Source organism: Paucimonas lemoignei, from assembly GCF_004342585.1.
Classification (GTDB): Bacteria; Pseudomonadota; Gammaproteobacteria; order Burkholderiales; family Burkholderiaceae_D; genus Paucimonas; species Paucimonas lemoignei.
This window is the reverse complement of record NZ_SLZQ01000003.1, coordinates 151805-168185: the sequence shown is the minus strand read 5'-3', so window position 1 is coordinate 168185 and position 16381 is coordinate 151805. Positions and strand designations below refer to the sequence as shown.

The 16381-nt window shown below is 58.8% G+C and carries 12 protein-coding genes; 7 read left to right on the top strand and 5 right to left on the bottom strand.

Features of this window, described 5'->3' with window-relative positions:
* Positions 1-60 precede the first annotated feature (60 nt).
* Positions 61-1275 carry an ABC transporter substrate-binding protein gene (locus EDC30_RS06160; RefSeq protein WP_132257930.1) on the top strand — a complete coding sequence of 405 codons (1215 nt, stop codon included), beginning with the start codon at positions 61-63 and terminating at the stop codon, positions 1273-1275.
* A 90-nt stretch (positions 1276-1365) separates the two neighbouring features.
* Here EDC30_RS06160 and EDC30_RS06155 read toward each other — a convergent pair whose 3' ends face one another.
* Positions 1366-4359, bottom strand: a complete 2994-nt coding sequence (locus EDC30_RS06155) for an EAL domain-containing protein (RefSeq protein ID WP_132257929.1) — start codon at positions 4357-4359, stop codon at positions 1366-1368.
* Positions 4360-4479: 120 nt separating this feature from the next.
* Positions 4480-5214: a hypothetical protein gene (locus EDC30_RS06150; protein WP_132257928.1), complete on the bottom strand. Its 735-nt coding sequence runs from the start codon at positions 5212-5214 to the stop codon at positions 4480-4482.
* Positions 5215-5582: 368 nt separating this feature from the next.
* On the opposite strand from EDC30_RS06150, the gene EDC30_RS06145 reads away from it, so the two are divergent.
* The 3 genes from EDC30_RS06145 to EDC30_RS06135 all read left to right on the top strand — a co-directional run bounded on the left by EDC30_RS06145 (position 5583) and on the right by EDC30_RS06135 (position 7488).
* A complete protein-coding gene (locus EDC30_RS06145; RefSeq protein WP_132257927.1) occupies positions 5583-5807 on the top strand; it encodes a hypothetical protein in 225 nt (74 codons plus the stop codon).
* Between the two features lie 186 nt (positions 5808-5993).
* Positions 5994-6740 (top strand): flagellar regulator YcgR PilZN domain-containing protein, encoded by a 747-nt coding sequence (locus EDC30_RS06140; RefSeq protein WP_132257926.1) that lies wholly within the window; start codon positions 5994-5996, stop codon positions 6738-6740.
* A 1-nt stretch (position 6741) separates the two neighbouring features.
* Positions 6742-7488 carry a flagellar brake protein gene (locus tag EDC30_RS06135; protein WP_165973745.1) on the top strand — a complete coding sequence of 249 codons (747 nt, stop codon included), beginning with the start codon at positions 6742-6744 and terminating at the stop codon, positions 7486-7488.
* 18 nt (positions 7489-7506) lie between these two features.
* On the opposite strand, the gene EDC30_RS06130 is transcribed toward EDC30_RS06135, so the two are convergent.
* From EDC30_RS06130 to EDC30_RS06120, 3 genes are read right to left on the bottom strand one after another with little or no spacing between them, the layout of a single operon-like run.
* A complete protein-coding gene (locus EDC30_RS06130; RefSeq protein ID WP_132257924.1) occupies positions 7507-8877 on the bottom strand; it encodes a M48 family metalloprotease in 1371 nt (456 codons plus the stop codon).
* Between the two features lie 23 nt (positions 8878-8900).
* Positions 8901-12383, bottom strand: a complete 3483-nt coding sequence (locus tag EDC30_RS06125) for an acyltransferase family protein (RefSeq protein ID WP_132257923.1) — start codon at positions 12381-12383, stop codon at positions 8901-8903.
* Positions 12384-12405: 22 nt separating this feature from the next.
* On the bottom strand, positions 12406-13506 hold the full coding sequence (locus EDC30_RS06120; protein ID WP_132257922.1) for a MerR family transcriptional regulator: 1101 nt from the start codon (positions 13504-13506) through the stop codon (positions 12406-12408).
* A 180-nt stretch (positions 13507-13686) separates the two neighbouring features.
* On the opposite strand from EDC30_RS06120, the gene EDC30_RS06115 reads away from it, so the two are divergent.
* The 3 genes from EDC30_RS06115 to EDC30_RS06105 all read left to right on the top strand — a co-directional run bounded on the left by EDC30_RS06115 (position 13687) and on the right by EDC30_RS06105 (position 16357).
* Positions 13687-14883 (top strand): isovaleryl-CoA dehydrogenase, encoded by a 1197-nt coding sequence (locus EDC30_RS06115; RefSeq protein WP_132257921.1) that lies wholly within the window; start codon positions 13687-13689, stop codon positions 14881-14883.
* Between the two features lie 109 nt (positions 14884-14992).
* On the top strand, positions 14993-15859 hold the full coding sequence (locus EDC30_RS06110; protein WP_165973744.1) for a MarR family winged helix-turn-helix transcriptional regulator: 867 nt from the start codon (positions 14993-14995) through the stop codon (positions 15857-15859).
* A gap of 75 nt (positions 15860-15934) precedes the next feature.
* Positions 15935-16357 carry a response regulator gene (locus tag EDC30_RS06105; RefSeq protein ID WP_132257919.1) on the top strand — a complete coding sequence of 141 codons (423 nt, stop codon included), beginning with the start codon at positions 15935-15937 and terminating at the stop codon, positions 16355-16357.
* Positions 16358-16381: the final 24 nt, after the last annotated feature.

The following is a 16381-nucleotide window of genomic DNA, read 5'->3' as shown; positions in this document are numbered from 1 at the left end:
CAGTAATGCTTCAGGAAATCTGGCACGTAATCCGGCACGAACCAATTCATGGAGATGAAAATGCAATTCAAACGTAAGGCAGTAGCATCGGCTGTGGCAGTTTCGATGGCTATGGGCATATCAGCGCCGGCTTCGGCGCAGATATCCGACGACACGATCAAGATCGGCATGCTGACGGATATGTCTGGCGTGTATTCCGACATTTCAGGGCAGGGCGGCATCGAGGCGCTGAAAATGGCGATCGCCGACATGGGCGGCAGCATCAACGGCAAGAAGATCGAGCTGGTGTACGCCGACCATTTGCACAAGGCTGACATCGCCTCCAGCAAGGCGCGCGAGTGGGCAGACCGCGACGGCGTCGACTTGCTGATGGCCGGCGCCAATTCGGCCGTCATGCTGGCCATGGGCAAGATCGCCAATGAAAAGAAAAAAGTCTTCATGATTCCGGCTACCGGCACCGGCCGCATCACCAATGAAGATTGCAATCCCTACATGATTCACTACGGCTATGATACCGTGGCGGCGGCCCGCGGCACCAGCTCGGCCGTGGTCAACCAGGGTGGCAAGAGCTGGTACTACCTGACTGCCGACTATGTGTTTGGCCACTCGCTGGAAGGTGACTCTGCCAAGGTGGTCAAGGCCAATGGCGGCACGGTACTGGGTGCGGCACGTCATCCGCTGAATGCTTCGGACTTCTCTTCCTTCTTGATGATGGCGCAGGCTTCCAAGGCACAGGTGCTGGGTTTTGCCAATGCCAGCAATGATCTGGTCGCTTCCATCAAGGCCGCCAATGAGTTTGGCGTGAACCGTTCCATGAAGATGGCGGTATTGCTGATGTTTATCACCGACGTGCATGCGCTGGGCTTGCAGCAGACCCAAGGCCTGTACTCCACTGCCGGCTGGTACTGGGATCAGAGCCCGGAATCGCGCACCTGGTCCAAGCGGTATTTCGCGGTGATGAAGCGCATGCCGACGGCGCTGCATGCCTCGACGTATTCGGCAGCCATGACGTACCTGAAGGCGGTCAAGGCGCTGGGCACGGATGATTCGGACAAGGTCATGGCCTACCTGAAGAAGAATCCGGTCAATGACATGTACACCAGCAATGCGAAGATCCGCGAGGATGGCCGCCTGATGAGTGATCTCAAGCTCATCCAGGTCAAGAAGCCGGAAGAATCGAAGGCGCCTTGGGATTACTACAAGATCGTGCAGAACATCAAGGCTGAAGATGCCTTCACCACCAAGGCCGAATCCAAGTGCTCCTTGCTGAAGTAAGCTGACCCAGCGGTAAGCTAAGTAATTCCGCAATAAAAAAATGGCACCGTCAGTCGGTGCCATTTTTTATTGTCGCCGCGCTCAGGCGGGTCAGTGCAGCTTCCTGTTTTTCAGCATGTCCTGCAAATCCGATTGGCCATGCATCGTTTCAGTCTTGCCCAGCATGCGCACGAAGTTGGCGAGCCGGTCATCCTTGATGAAGCTGGCGGCGGATTCCGCTTCCAGCAGCTTGGCCGGGTCCTGCGGGCGCGAGACCGCATAGCCTTGCACGTAATCGACGCCGATCTCCGCCAGCGTCTGCACGGTGGCATGGTCTTCGGCCCATTCGGCGATGGTCTTCATGCCAAGGTTCATCGCCAGGTTGACGATCGCCTCGACGATCGCCACGTTGGTCGGATGCTCGTTCATGTTCACCACGAAGCTGCCGTCGATCTTCAGCACATCTGCCGGCAATTCCTTCAGATAGGAGAAGGAGGTGTAGCCGGCGCCGAAGTCGTCCAGCGCCACGCGCACGCCGTAGCCGCGAATGCTGTCGATGAAGCGGCGGGTATTGTTCAAGTCGTGCAGGGCCACGCTCTCGGTGATTTCCACGCAGAGGCGGCTGGCCGCGCGCGGGTTATCGGCCAGCATGGCGTAGGCATCGTGAATGAAGCGTTCATCGTTGAGCGAGGCGCCGCTCAGGTTCATGCAGACGAACCGGGTGCGCGAGAGGCGATCGTAGTGGCGGTCGATCCACGCCAGGGTGGTGGACATGACCCAGCGGTCCACCACGCCCGTGCGGCCGCTGTTTTCCGCGGCGCCGATGATGCGGCCTGCCGGAATCACGCTGCCATCCTGGTTACGCATGCGCAGCAGCACTTCGAAATTGAGCGAGTCGTGCGGCGCTTTCAAGGACATGATCGGCTGCATTTCCAGGAACAAGCCTTCCAGCAGGCTATTGCCGGAGAGGCGTTCAACCAGCTTCAGCTCGGCTTCGCGCTCGATGAAAGCTTTGGCATTCTTTTCATACACCACCAGGCCTTCCTTGTGGCCGCCCTTGGCTTCGCGGCAGGCGCGGTCGGCGTTGGCCAGCGCATCCTTGAATTGCGTGCCCGGGCTGATATCGATGAGACCGATCGAGACGCCGACCTGGAATGCCTTGTCGCCGATGCGGTACGGCTCGGCGCTGACGCATTCGATGATGCCGCGGCAGGTCCATGAAGCCGGTTGCATCGCCGTCTCGGCCATGACCAGCACGAATTCGTCGCCGCCGACGCGGCCGATGAACTGGCTGCCGGCCAGCATGCTGGTGATGCGTTCGCACACCTGGCGCAGCACCTGGTCGCCGGTGGTATGGCCGTACAGGTCGTTAATCAGCTTGAAGCGATCCAGATCCAGGTAAGCCAGCGCCAGCGGTCTGGTTTCGCTCACTTGCGCCACCGCCGCTTCGTACATCTGTTCGATGCCGCGCCGGTTGTAGACGCGCGTGAGCGGATCGTTCAAGGCCATGAAGCGCAGGTTTTCATCGGCCTTGGATTTTTCCGTGACATCCTGCAGCCAGCCTTCGATCTTGCCGTATGCCAGGATCGCCTTGACGCGGTAGCGTTTCTGATCGTTGGCTTGGCCTCCTTCGCGGCCGCGAATTTCCAGCTCGACTTCGGAACCGGCATGAATCAGGTCCAGCAGGCGGCTCCAGGCGCCGGGCTCGAAATGCTGGCTCCATTGCTTGTGCTGCGGCGCCAGCACATCCTTGCCGAGCATGGCTTGCAGGGCCGGATTGGCATTGATGAAACAGCCCTGCAGATCCAGCGTGAACAAGCCGATCGGCATGACTTCGTAGTTATGGCGAAGCTGCGCTTGTGCTTCGAGCCGTTCCTGGTGCTCGGTGCGCATTTGCGCCGCCAGCGCCAGCGAAGCCAGCAGGCTCGACGACAGCGCGGCCGTGACGCTGTTGATCGTGCCGAGCATGCCTTTCCAGCCGAACGCGGCGGAAAATACTTCATAGAGGCTTGCCGCCAAGGTGATGGCGATCGAGGTGCTATACCAGATAGCCACCGGCGAGCGCGCATACATCAGGATGCGGACCAGCAAAAAGATCAGCAGCGGCACACCGATTGCGGTGGCAACCCAGAAGAACTGGAGAAATTTCGCATGCGGCAGGATGAAAGGCAGCGGCAGCATCACCAGGCAGATCCACTGCATGACATGCATCACCCAGCGGTAGCCGACCTTGCCAAGATCTTCCTTGAACAAGGCCCGGAACAGGCCGACCGTGGCGATGTAGTACGCCATGATGGTCAGCAGTCGGCTGAACTGCACCCACTCCGGCGGAATCCTGTGCCCGAGCCATTGGAAATCCCAGCCTGCGGAAATGGAGCCGACACGCAGGCAAGTGATCAGCCATGCCGCAAACAGCATGTAGATCGCCGTGCGGTTGATGAGCGCCGTCACCAGCATGAACAGCGCCAGCATGATCATGCCGCCTTCGAGCAAGCCGGAATGGCGGTGGAAAGCCAGCACGTTGGCGTTCAGTTTCGCTGCCGGCCATTGGGCGACGGCGATCCGTGCGGGTCCGACAAAGCTGGCCTTGCAGAGCACGCGATCGGCGAGCAAGGTTTCTTCCAGGCCGATGGCGAAACCGGCCTTGGCTTCCGACATGGCGCCCTGGACGCGGCTTCGATCGGCCCGCCCCAGTTCCTGCAAGGTGTCGGCATTCCAGCACACGGTTTGTTCCGCATGCCGCGAAGTCAGCTCAACCGCGATGGCTTGCCCATCGGCGGGATGTCTGACATCGAAAACAAACCAGAAGGGTGTTTCTGCCAGCCTGGTATCGAACTTTTTAATTTCCGAAACTTGGTTCAGGCCGGCGAGCGCCTGTTCGGGAGAGAGAACATCCTTAGCATCAGGAATAAGGCGAAATGCCAGGGGCGTGACATTTTCCGATGTGGGGTAGTAGGTCTTCCAGGCGAGCAGGGAAATGACCGAAAGTGCCGCGATGAGGAAGGGCAGCGCATACGCGGTAAAGCCATACAGGATCCGGTCCAGTAGTTGGACTGCACGGGCGGTATGGCGCCCTTTCGGCAGAAAATGGAAAGCGGTAGTCATAGTGAGGAATCGGCATTACTACCGCATCTTAGCCGAATTTTACATTCTATTGCTCCGACGTAACAATTTAGTCGTCCAGCAGCAACACTTCGAATGCGAACGCTACCCAAGTCAGGATGCTTACTGCAACAGATGGCTGTTGCGCTTGCCGACATCGATATCCGGGTGATCGGTGTGGAACACGAAGTTGGTCAGCGGATGCTTGGCCTGGTTCCAGCGCTCTTCGGCCGTGCCGACTTCAAACGACAGCACGCGATGCGGCATATTGTTGGCATGCTGCAGCGGGATATAGCCCATGCCCGGATAGACATCGGAAAACAGTAGGCGGTCATACTGGCGATCGATCGGCGAGCGGCCGGCAATCACCATCCACTCGATGCCGTTCTGCACGCAGAACTGGAAGTAGGCCTTGAAGAGCGCGGTCTTGACGTTGCGGCCGATGCTTTGCTCGGTGACGCCAAGGCGGGTGGCTTCCGCCAGCGAACGGTTCTTCAGCCACTCCGGCAATTCGATCGATTGCTCCAGGGTGAGCGGATTGAACCAGTTGGTCTGGATGCGCATGGTCCCCAGCGGCGAGCCGTCCAGCTTGGATTCGGCCAGCAGGATGGCGACGCCATCGGTGTTATCGAGCGGCTCGGCCATCTTCAGCGTTTCGGCAAAAGTCGGCACATGGCGCGCATAGGCGGAATAACGGATTTGCAATGCCTTGCTCAACTGCTCGTCGGATTGCACCAGTCGAATAGTGAAGGGCAGGTATTCCTTTTTGCTTGGCGTCGCGCGTTGCGCTTGCGGCGCCAGCGGAGCGTATTCAATATGATTGCTTGATACCGGGGAGATTTGGGCTTTGGTGTCCATGTGCGGCTTCCATAAATTGGCTATGTTGACGTGTAACATCGTAGCCTCCCATTGCCGGTTTTTTAATTGAGAAAAGACTCATGAAAGCAGCCCAATTTCGCGGATTGAGTGCAGGTGCGCTGGACTTGGCGGCCAATCAACCGGGCGGCGAAGAGGGCGATTGAACAGGAAAACTTGGCTTCGGGGGCCGGGTGCGCATGACCTTGGTCGAAGCACAACCATAGGCGCCATGATGTTTGACAAAACTTGGATGCGATGCAATCCAGCCATTAAAATTGTGGCGAAATCAAAAACTTGTCAGGAACTTATTTGCATACTGCCCTCACGAAGAATGAAATCTCAAGCGTTTCTATCTTGCGAGGTGCGCAATGGCCCGGGTCGAATATGAAGCTTACAAGCTGGAAGTGCTCGTCGAAGCCGCGTGCCGTTATACGCTTGTCATGGATTTGCTGTCTGCCATCCATGATATGCAAAAAGAAATGCGGAACGGCCAGCCAATCAATTTTGCCGAATCCGAATTGCTGAACACCGCCAGCGTGGCGGCATTGCTGGCTCGCGCCGAGCGTCTCAATCAAGGCATCGATAAAGAATAAGCGTATTTTTCCCTCTCCTCGCTCTTACACAAGCAGCATCAGCCTGCTAGACTTGAAATCACGAAATATCAAAATGTAGACTGGAACGTATCAGGCACGTGCTATCGCATGGCTGTATACGAAACAGGATAGAAAAAACAAGCGGGACAATCGGCGGGAGACAGTGCGCCGTCAAGGGAGAGTAGGGTGAAACCGGGCTTGCACATCGATGGCATCGATGCACGTTTTCTCGTGCATGGCCGCATGGAGATTCTTGCGCTGCTGAACGAGCTGATTTACTACAGCGAACCGGTCAGCGTGCATTTCGGCGTGGACGAGTGCATGGAGACGCGCCTGCTGGAAGCGCGGGAACATGCCCTGGTATTTGAAGCCGGCCGCGATGCGCAAGCGAATGCGCGCCTGGCGGCAGCCTCCGCCTGCACTTTTTCCGCACGTCCGCAAGGCATCCAGGTGTTGTTTGCCGCGGAGCGCGTTGAGCCGCTTCGCTGGGGCGACAGCGCCGCTTTCAGCGTGGCGCTTCCCACGAAGCTGGCACGCCTGCAGCGCCAGGAAAATGTCCGCACCATCGTCCCGTCCCAGCAGCCGACTGCAGTGGCGCTATACGCCGGCGACGGCAAGTTGCTCGGCGAGTGGCCCTTGCGCGACCTGAGCGTCGGCGGACTGGGCGTGGCGTTGCCGACGCCGGACGAATTGCGCCGTGCTGCCAGCGCCGTGCGCGCACGGCTGGATATCGCCGGCCATGCTGTGGTCGATTGCGCCGTCAGCGTGCGCCATGCCACCGATCTCGCGCAATCCGAGGATGAATCCGGCTACCGCATCGGGCTGGGGTTCATCGACTTGCCGGAGCCGGTGCGCGTCGCGATTCTGCGTTACATCGTCGACATCGAGCGGGAACGGCGCGGCGCATCGCCGTCACATCAAGCGGAAGACTGACATGCTGCCTTCTTTGAGCGACGATGAAATCGAGGACCGTTACTTCCTGATCGGGAGGATGGAAATCCTGAGCGTCCTGAACGAGCTGATTCTGCGCAGGGAGCCGGTGACAGTGTACTTCCGCAGCGGCCGTGATTTCTTTCAAACGACCTTATTGGAAGCGCGCGCCGACGCGCTGGTGTTCGACCTCAGCGGCGATCCGGAAATCAACAAGCGCTTGCCGATCAGCGTCAGCTGCATCTTTGTCTCCAATCTCAATGGCATCCGTGTGCAATTCGCCTGTGGCCAGGCCGAGCGATTCGAGTGGGGCGGCAGCGATGCTTTCTCGGTGCCGCTGCCGGATCGCATCGTGCGCGTGCAGCGGCGTGAGAGTTATCGCATCCTGCTGCCGGTGGCCAAGCCGTTGATGGTGAAATTGTTTGACGACGATGACCGCGTATTAGGGGAGTGGCCCGCGCATGACTTGAGCGTCGGCGGCCTGGGATTTTCGACCGTCGGCGAGCCGCCTCTGCAAATCGAGCAGCACATCGCGCGGCTGCACTTGCCCTTGCCAGGACAGGTCGATGTGCAAAGTGCCGCTCAGATACGACACGTGACGCCGATGGTCGAGCGACCGGACGGTGTCCGGTTCCGGGTCGGCGTATCGTTTGCCGATCTGGCTCCCGCCACCGGCGTGGCGATCCAGCGCTTCATCACGAAGATCGAACATCAGCGACGCGGCCAGGATAACGGCAGGCGCCTTCGTTGACGGCTGCGCGCAGCGCAATCAGGCCGCGCGCAATTCCCAGCAATCGGTCGGCGTGGTCGCCTGGCTGGTCTTGACCAGCCATTCTTTTTCCAGCAAGACGACTTCGGATTCCAGCGCCGCGCTGGTATAGGCATGCACATTCATTGCCGCATCCTGCGGACAGCGCTGCGCGAACGCCTTGGCAAACCAGTGCAATACTGCGGGGCAGTGCACACCCGAACTGAGGTTGACAATAAAGAGATGGAAGACATCCTTGCGATACGCCTGTGAGGCTTCCTTGAGCAGATGCGCGACTTCAGGCGCCGCCTGTTCGACGTCAAGTTCGATGCCTTTTTTCTGCAGGTAGGCATGCTCTTCGCGGAAATTCTGCTGCATTTTCTTCAGCATGATCAGCCAGCCTTCCCAGCAAAACAGCGCAGGATCGGCGGCACTGGGTAAATCACCCGCAGCGCGCGTCTCCTTCATTTCCTTCAATACGCCTTCGGACGATTCCGCCCAGTCTTCCGTCGCCGGCAGCCAGGCGCCATACTTGCCCCGGCTTTTCAGCAAGGCGTGTTCGATGACCAGCGCCAGCTTGTCGCGTGCCAGCGAGCTGGCCAGCGTGGCGCCGAGGTAAAGCGTACGGCCATGGAGCACTCGCCGGTTCGGTTCCAGGCGCATCTTGCCGAATTCCAGCCGGCACTCGGGCACAACGCCGATGACGAGATGGTCAGGCATGGCGACTTCAAGACGAAGACAGGCATCGCTTATCAGCAACCAGATCGCCGGAGCATCCTGTGGCGAGACTGTCTTGCCGGTGCGGGACCGGCTAAAGCCGCGCCATAGTTGCCATGCAGCCTTGGCGTGCGGCGGCACGCGGATGACAGCGACGATGCCGATGACGGCGGCAATTTGTACGCCAATTTTGTCGTTACCCCACCAGACCTGTGGAGCAAACCACATCAGCAACCCACCAGTCACGCCACGGATGATCACCATCACAAACGTGATCAGCAAGCCAATGGCACCCAGCCAGGAGGCGTTGCGCAAGACCCATTCCTGCCAGCGCTGCGACCAGTTCGGCAGGGAAGCGACCAGCAACATAAACTTCGGAATGAAAAAGACGAGGCCCAGCGCGAGCCATTGCGCAAATGCCACCGGCGTATACAGATCGCAAATGCCGGTGCTGTTGCTGTGGCAGAAATCAGCCAGAGATAAGGCCTGATCCGGATGGGCACGCAGCCAATCGAGCTCCATTTTGTGCAAGGCTTCGCGGGCCCAATACCAGCAAAAGAAGGGAATCGGCAACAGCAGATACAGATAACGGAATGGGCTGAACGGTACCGGCTTGGTGATGGCGGAGCGCGAAAAGGGCTTGCGCGGATCGACTTGGCGGACGTCTACACTCATGGCTTTTCCTTAGTAAGACTGCATTACTGTTTGGCCTGCACTACTGTTGCCTGCCGAAGCGGATTCAGCATCAGTTTGCGCTTGAAGAATTCGAACATCTGTTTCTGGCCTTCCTGAGTCGCGGCAGCGTCGTAGCTGAATGTCATGCGGTCGCCACGAAATGTGAAGGTGGAACGGCCACTGACTTCCTTCAAATCCCAGCCATGGCCGGCTTGGGGAAAGACGTGCCATTCGACCGGTGCGCCTGCAGCTTGCAATTCCTGCAGGTGCGGTTCGCAATCATAGGCAGGCGTGTAGATATCGTCGCCACCCATCAGCAACAGCAGCGGCTTGTCGATATCCTGGCGCAGGAAGTCGGCTTCCTGTTTGCCGTAGCGCGCCGACAGATAACACAAGGGGTACCAGGCCGCGCCGGCGGCAAAGCGTCGTTGCCGGCCGAACAGCGCCGTCGATTGTTTCGATGTCAGCATCAACGCCACCGTGCCGCCCTGGGAGTAACCGGCGACGGCAATCCGCTGCGGATCGACTTGCGGCATCTTGCTCAAGTGGTCCAGCGCATCGTAGGCATCCTTGATGCGCCGCTCGAAAGACACGCGCAGGGGCGATATGCAATTGTTGGGATGGCCGCGCAAGCTGTCGACCACCATGACGACATAGCCTTGCGCGATGCCGGCTTCGACGCGCTGCTGCATGCTGGCTCCGATCCTGCCGCTGCAATCCGGCAGCAACACCAGGGCAGGGAATGGCCCAGATCCGCTCGGCTTGAATACGGCATTGGATAGCTTGCTGAGAGTGCTCAACTCTGTCGCTTCAGTGGCAAAGCGCAAGTCGTCATGCTTGGTGAGGACTTCGCGCGCTTGTGTTTGCAGCTGCTCTTCGAATAAGCGGGCAGCCGCATCGCGCATCGCCTGCGGCTGGCGCCGCTGTTCCTGCCACGAGCCGCCGTCGCCGTAAAACACCCAGCGACCGTTTTCACGGAATAGCCGTGCGCTCTTGGGAATGGCACCGGCTTCCGTGCGGATTTCTCCATGGATGACGGCGAAGTCGCCATCTTCGCGCAATTCCTTGACTTGCCATTCATAGCGGCGCGTATGGTTGAAGAGCTTGCGCATGGCCGCCAGGTCTTTTTGATTGGTGACCTTGAATGCCGGGTGATGCAGGCCCAGCACGGCGTCCATGTCCTGATTCGCCCATGCCGCGGCATTCGCATCCAGCAGTTGCCGGATTCCGGCTGGTACTTGCGTATTGGCGAAAGGGTACACGTGCAACTTGTATGCGCCTTCGCCTTGCACATGCATGGCCAGCGCGCGGCTGCCGGGGGCAAGCAATTCCTTCCACAGCGCTGCCTGCGGGTTCACAGTCATCCAGCCGAAACCGCTGTTGAAACTCCGGGGGGGCGCTAATGCCTGGAACGATGCCTTGATGGCGGCGCCGCTCTTGTCGAACAGGAGCCAGTCGTCGGGATTATTCGGCCAGTCTTCCCGATACCGCGAGGTCTTGGTGGTGACTACCGAATCAAACGCCACCTCGGCAAGCGTCGCACCGTCGCGCCGCACCGATACTTGCCACTGGTCGCCGAGCGAGCGCTGGATATCGATATCGGCAATAAATTTCGGAAAGCCGATCGCCTTGCCGGCTTCCACGGCGAGCCAGTCGGTCTCCGGCATGGCCAGGAGATACCAGACATTGTCGCCATCCTTGCTGGCCAGGATGCTGAGCTGCGCCAGCCGGTAAGGGCGCTGCGGCAATCCCATGCGCTCCCACGTCGTCACCGAGACACGGACATAGGGATGTGCCGGCATGTCATAGCCTTGCGGCAGATGGCGGCGGTACGCTTCGAGATCGGCCGGCGAAAAATCCGCCACGATATTGCTGAAGCGCTGGTACAGGCTGGCTTCCTCGCGCTGCTGGTTGCCGTGCAATTTCCACTTGCCGTCTTCCTTGACGAGCTTCGCGCCGGCTTGCAATGGCAGTAATTGCAGCGAGGGCGCCAGCACGCCTTTTTCGGAAGTGGCATAGGCGCTCAACTCGATGCCATCGGCGTGCTCACGCATCTCGACCGGCGTGATGTGCGAGGTGCTGAAATATTGCCGGTTCTTTTGCAAGTGGTCGAGGAAGGCGTCACGGTTCATGCCCTGATATAAAAAATCCTGCGACAGCAACGATGCCACTGCCTTGCCATCCGCTGCGCCATAAGCCTGTCCCAACTGACGCAGAAAAACGGCGATATCATCGGGCACCGAAACCGCAGCCGGCTGCTCATGGCTGGTTGGCACATCATTGGCATCGAACTTGATTTGCGTGAAGCCCAGGCCGCAGGCAAACAGCAGCACACCTGCCACGCCGAGCGTGCGCGGGCGCAGCGGTAGCGCATGACGATGGCCGTTGAGCAGGGCGCTGACCGGCGTGTAGCGCACCAGCAGCAGATAAGTCAGCAGGCACGCCGTCGTGGTGGCAGCCAGGTTGATCGCGATCTTGGTCAGGGCACTATAAGGCGCATCGTAGAGCAGAACGCCAAAGCCGACGGTGAATGGGAAATGTACCAGATAGACCCAGTAGGAGCTGTCGGCAACAAAGGAGAGCGCACGGTTTTGCGCCGGCAGGTGGCGCATGAACAAGCCGATCAGCGCGAAGCTCCACAGCCAGGTGGCGCAGTGATACAAATAGGCGAGCAGCACTTGCACATGTGGCAGCACGTGCGGATTTTTGTCGAAGGCGTCGAACACGCCCATGGCGACAATGAAGAATACCAGTCCGGCGCCGGCGTAACGCCAGCCATGTTTGACGTAATGCGGCAGCAGGCTTTCCTGATGCCGGTACAGATACAGGCCGAAGGTAAAGAACAAGCCGTTATGGACCAGCTCGGCGGCATTAGGCAAAAACGAGCCATCGGGCGAGACGATGCCATTCCAGTAAAACGATCCCGTCACCGCCAGCGGCAGCGTCAAGACCAGGAAGCCCCACCAGCGGGATGCGAGCATGCGCCATGCTGCGGCGACGCCATTGCTGAGCCGCTGCGGAGCATATCGGCCCAGCATATTGCATAACGCGGCCATTGCGCAAAACCACAGCAGGTAATACAGGAACCACAGGTGCATGGTATTGACCAGCCTGTCCTCCGGCGGTTGCGGCGGCTGGCCATCCGCATCCAGCGGCATCAGGCTCAGGTACTGCTTGATGAAGAATCCTGTGGTGACGAAAATCAGCGGCCAGAAAATCAGGAAGGGGAGGCCGATACGGCGCAAGCGATGCTTCATCATGCCCGCCGCGCCGCGCCTTGCCATCAGTAGCGCGACAAAGAAACCCGCCAGGATGAAAAACACCGGCATGCGGAAGGTATGGATGAATGCCATCATGAAGTTGGCCGCCAGCGTGGTTTCCGGATCGCGCCAGAACAGCGGCGACTTGCCGACCATGTGATTGACCGCGACATGCAGCACGATGCCAAGCCACATCATCACGGCGCGCAAATTGTCGAGAGAATGAAAACGCTGCGTCGGGTTCATGGGGTTTCTCTTTCGTGGCGTGTTATTTTTGATTGTTGTTGGCCAGATCTTTTGCCAGGCAATAGTCGCTCGATGCCGGGCGTTGGAGTGCCGCTCCGGGTTGTGTGGCTCCGTGCGGCGCAGCGCCTCCTGCAATCCATGCACGATGCAGATACTCCTGCAACTTTGAACTGAGGGCGGCGCCCGCGCGCAAGGTCGGGTCGCTGGCAAGAGCTAGCAACAGCTTTTTGCGCAACTCGGCATCATGGTTGACGATACGGTCGACAAGGTCATTCCACTTGGCCACGGCCTGTTGCGCTGCCGGACTTTCCGGTGCCACGCGCGCTTTGATTAATCTATCGAGCTCGGCCGCCAGCGCGGTCCATTCCTTTTCCAGCGTGACGTTAAAGCGGCTTAATTCCTCCAGCGTGAAATGCTGGCGCAGCGCGCCCATGCGCAAGGCAATCGCCTTGTGGATGTATTGCGACATTGCCACGCTTACGCCATTGCGCCCCTGCACGATCGGTTCTTGCTTGTACATGCGGTTCCAGCGCGCCATCAATTCAAAATCGCCACCCATCCAGAGATGCGTCAAGTCCATCCATTGCCGTGCCAGCGGCTGGACCTCCGGGTGTTCCGGCGCCATGCCGCGATCCATGACGCTGCGTACCTTGGCGATCAGGGGCGGCCACAGCGTTTCGATGCGCTTCCAGTTATCCAGGATGACCTTGGTCTCGGCTGCGCTGAAATACCTGTTGTACGTGGCCATGCGCTCCAGTACCGATAGCCAGTTGCTCATGTCGGGCTCATCGCCTTCGGTCAGGCGGGTTTGCAGCATGGTGAGCTGGGTGCGCAGTTCGTTGGCGCGGGCGATCTGGCGGTCCAGTGCCAGCAACTGGCGCTGGATGGTGGCGGGAAGCGGCTCGCCTTCGCCTGTCAACAGACCGGCAATTTCCGCCAGCGGCATGCCGACCTGCCGCAGCGCCTGAATCGCATGCAGGCGCGCGATATCGTCGCGGTTGTAGAGCCGGTAACCGGCTTCGCTGCGCGCAGAAGGCTTGAGCAAGCCCATGGTATCGTAATGATGCAGGGTCCTCACGGTCAGGCCCGTGCGGCTCGCCAGTTCCCCCACCTTCAGCAGCATGCTGCCTCCCTTGGCTTGTATTTATGTCAAGGCAGTGTAAACCCTGACGTTATGTGAGGGTCAAGGATTCGGGGATGAAGCAGGTGTATTGTTGTATTAATACAGCTTGATCACGATTGGGCAACCCGGCGCGCCGGGTGCATAATGATTTTCACCAGCAGCCAGATAAGGAATCTCACCATGTCGACTCCCTTCATTGATTTGCCTGGCCTTAGTTTCGATCATGGCGACGATATCGCCGCCTTGCGCAGCGCCATCCAGCAATTTGCGCAGGCAGAGATCGCCCCGCGCGCTGCCGAGATCGATCGCAGCGACCAGTTTCCGATGGACTTATGGAAGAAGCTCGGCGACCTCGGCGTGCTGGGCATCACGGTGGAAGAAGAATACGGCGGCGCGGCGATGAGCTATCTCGCCCATATCGTCGCCATGGAAGAAATCTCGCGGGCCTCGGCCTCGGTCGGCTTGTCGTATGGCGCGCATTCCAACCTGTGCGTCAACCAGATCCGCCGCAACGGCACGGAAGAACAGAAACGCAAATATCTGCCCAAGCTGATTGCCGGCGACTTTATCGGCGCGCTGGCGATGTCCGAGCCGAATGCCGGTTCCGATGTGGTCAGTATGAAGCTGCGCGCGGATAAGCAGGGCGACCGCTACATCCTCAACGGCAGCAAGATGTGGATCACCAATGGGCCGGATGCCGATGTCCTGGTGGTGTATGCGAAAACCGATGTGCAAGCCGGTCCGCGCGGCATCACCGCCTTTTTGGTCGAGAAAGGCTTCAAGGGCTTCTCGGTCGCGCAAAAGCTCGACAAGCTGGGCATGCGCGGCTCGCACACGGGCGAGCTGGTATTCCAGGATTGCGAAGTCCCGGAAGAAAACATCTTGGGCGGCGTTGGCAAGGGCGTCAATGTGCTCATGTCAGGGCTCGATACCGAACGCATCGTGCTCTCCGGCGGGCCGCTAGGCATCATGCAGGCTTGCATGGATGTGGTCATCCCCTATGTCCACGAGCGCAGGCAATTCGGCCAATCCATCGGCGAATTCCAGCTCATGCAAGGCAAACTGGCCGATATGTATTCCACCATGATGGCGTGCAAGGCGTATGTCTACGCGGTGGGCCAGGCCTGCGACCGCGCGACCACGCCGGATGCGGTACGTGCGCTGCGCAAGGATGCCGCCGGCGCAATTCTCTACAGCGCCGAAAAGGCGACGTGGATGGCGGGCGAAACCATCCAGGCGCTGGGCGGCAATGGCTATATCAATGAGTATCCGGCCGGACGGCTGTGGCGCGATGCCAAGCTGTACGAGATCGGCGCCGGCACCAGCGAAATCCGCCGCATGCTGATCGGCCGCGAATTATTCGACGAAACGGCATAGCGATATCCCGTCTACGTTTCGTTTTTTCGCGAATCTGGTAAAAAGTTTTATTCCTGGAAACTTTTTCTGCTAGGATGGTAAAAAAAACGAACCATATTTGGGTGGATTATTGGACGCTGATTCCTTGCCGCTTCAGGCTAAACGGGCACAATCCCTGGCGCGGCAGGTAGTACTTGCGTCGCGCTCGATTTCCAGGATAGTGCTGGAAAAGGTCAAGATTGAGAACTTTCAGTTCAATCTCACCTATGCCGCGATTCTGCCGGCAATCGACCTGGAGGGCACGCGGCTGACCGAGATTGCGCGCCGTACCGGCCTGACCAAGCAAGGGCTCTTTCCTTACATAAGCGAATTGGAGTCCCTGGGCTTCATCACCAAAGTCGAAGATCCCAAGGATAAGCGGGCCAATCTCATCATGTTTTCCGCCAAGGGGCGGGCATTGCTGGAACAGGTGCATCATGCTCTGTCCGAGGCGGAGCAGATGGCCCAGGAAGTCTTGGGGCCGCAGCATGCCGTTACCGTGCGCGAAGGCTTGGCCAAATTAAATGAGGTGCTGGTTGCGCAAACCGATCTCAAGTCCCATCCAACGCAAACCGCACTTCCATCCAGCGCAGATCTCTTCAGCAGCGCCTTCACGCATGCGGCGATCGGCATGGCCCTGGTCGGCCTTGATGGCAGGTGGCTGGATGTGAATAACTCGATGTGCGAGATCGTCGGCTACACCCGTCCCGAGCTATTGAAGCTGACATTCCAGGACGTTACCCACCCGGACGACCTTGACGCCGACCTGGAATTTGCCAAGCACTTGCTGGAGGGGCGTATCTCATCCTATCACCTGGAAAAGCGTTACATCAAAAAGAATGGCGAGACGGTGTGGATTCTGCTGACCGGTACGCTGGTGCGGCATGCGGATGGATCACCCTACCACTTCATCGCGCAAGTGCAGGATATCACCGACCGCAGGCAGGACAATGCGTGAAATGCCTCGCAGCAGTATCGCGCGGAACAGGGCGAAACCAATGGCGACGCTACAAGATAAATCAAAGGGGAATGGATGCTTGTGTTGATTGTGGATGACGACACGTTGACTGTCGCGATGATGTCGCGGCTGGTGTCTTCCATCGAAAATATTACCCCTGTATCTTTTACCGATCCCTGGCTGGCGATCGAATGGTGCCAAGCCAATGAGCCGGACATGGTGATGGTCGACTATCAGATGCCGCAAATGTCCGGGCTCGATTTTATCGAGGCATTTCGCAACTTGCCCGGCAAGGAAACCATTCCTATCGTGATGGTGACGTCGGAAAGAGATGACGAGATCAGGCGCAAGGCCTTGGCACTCACGGCCAACGACTTTTTACTCAAGCCGGCCGACATCGACGAGCTCAAGGCCAAGATCAACGATATGCTGGTCTTGCGCAGGAGCCTTGTGTTGAATGTACTGATGCGCGGTTCCAAGCTGGGCGCGCCGCAATAAAGCGCGAGTCAACTTTGAAAAGAA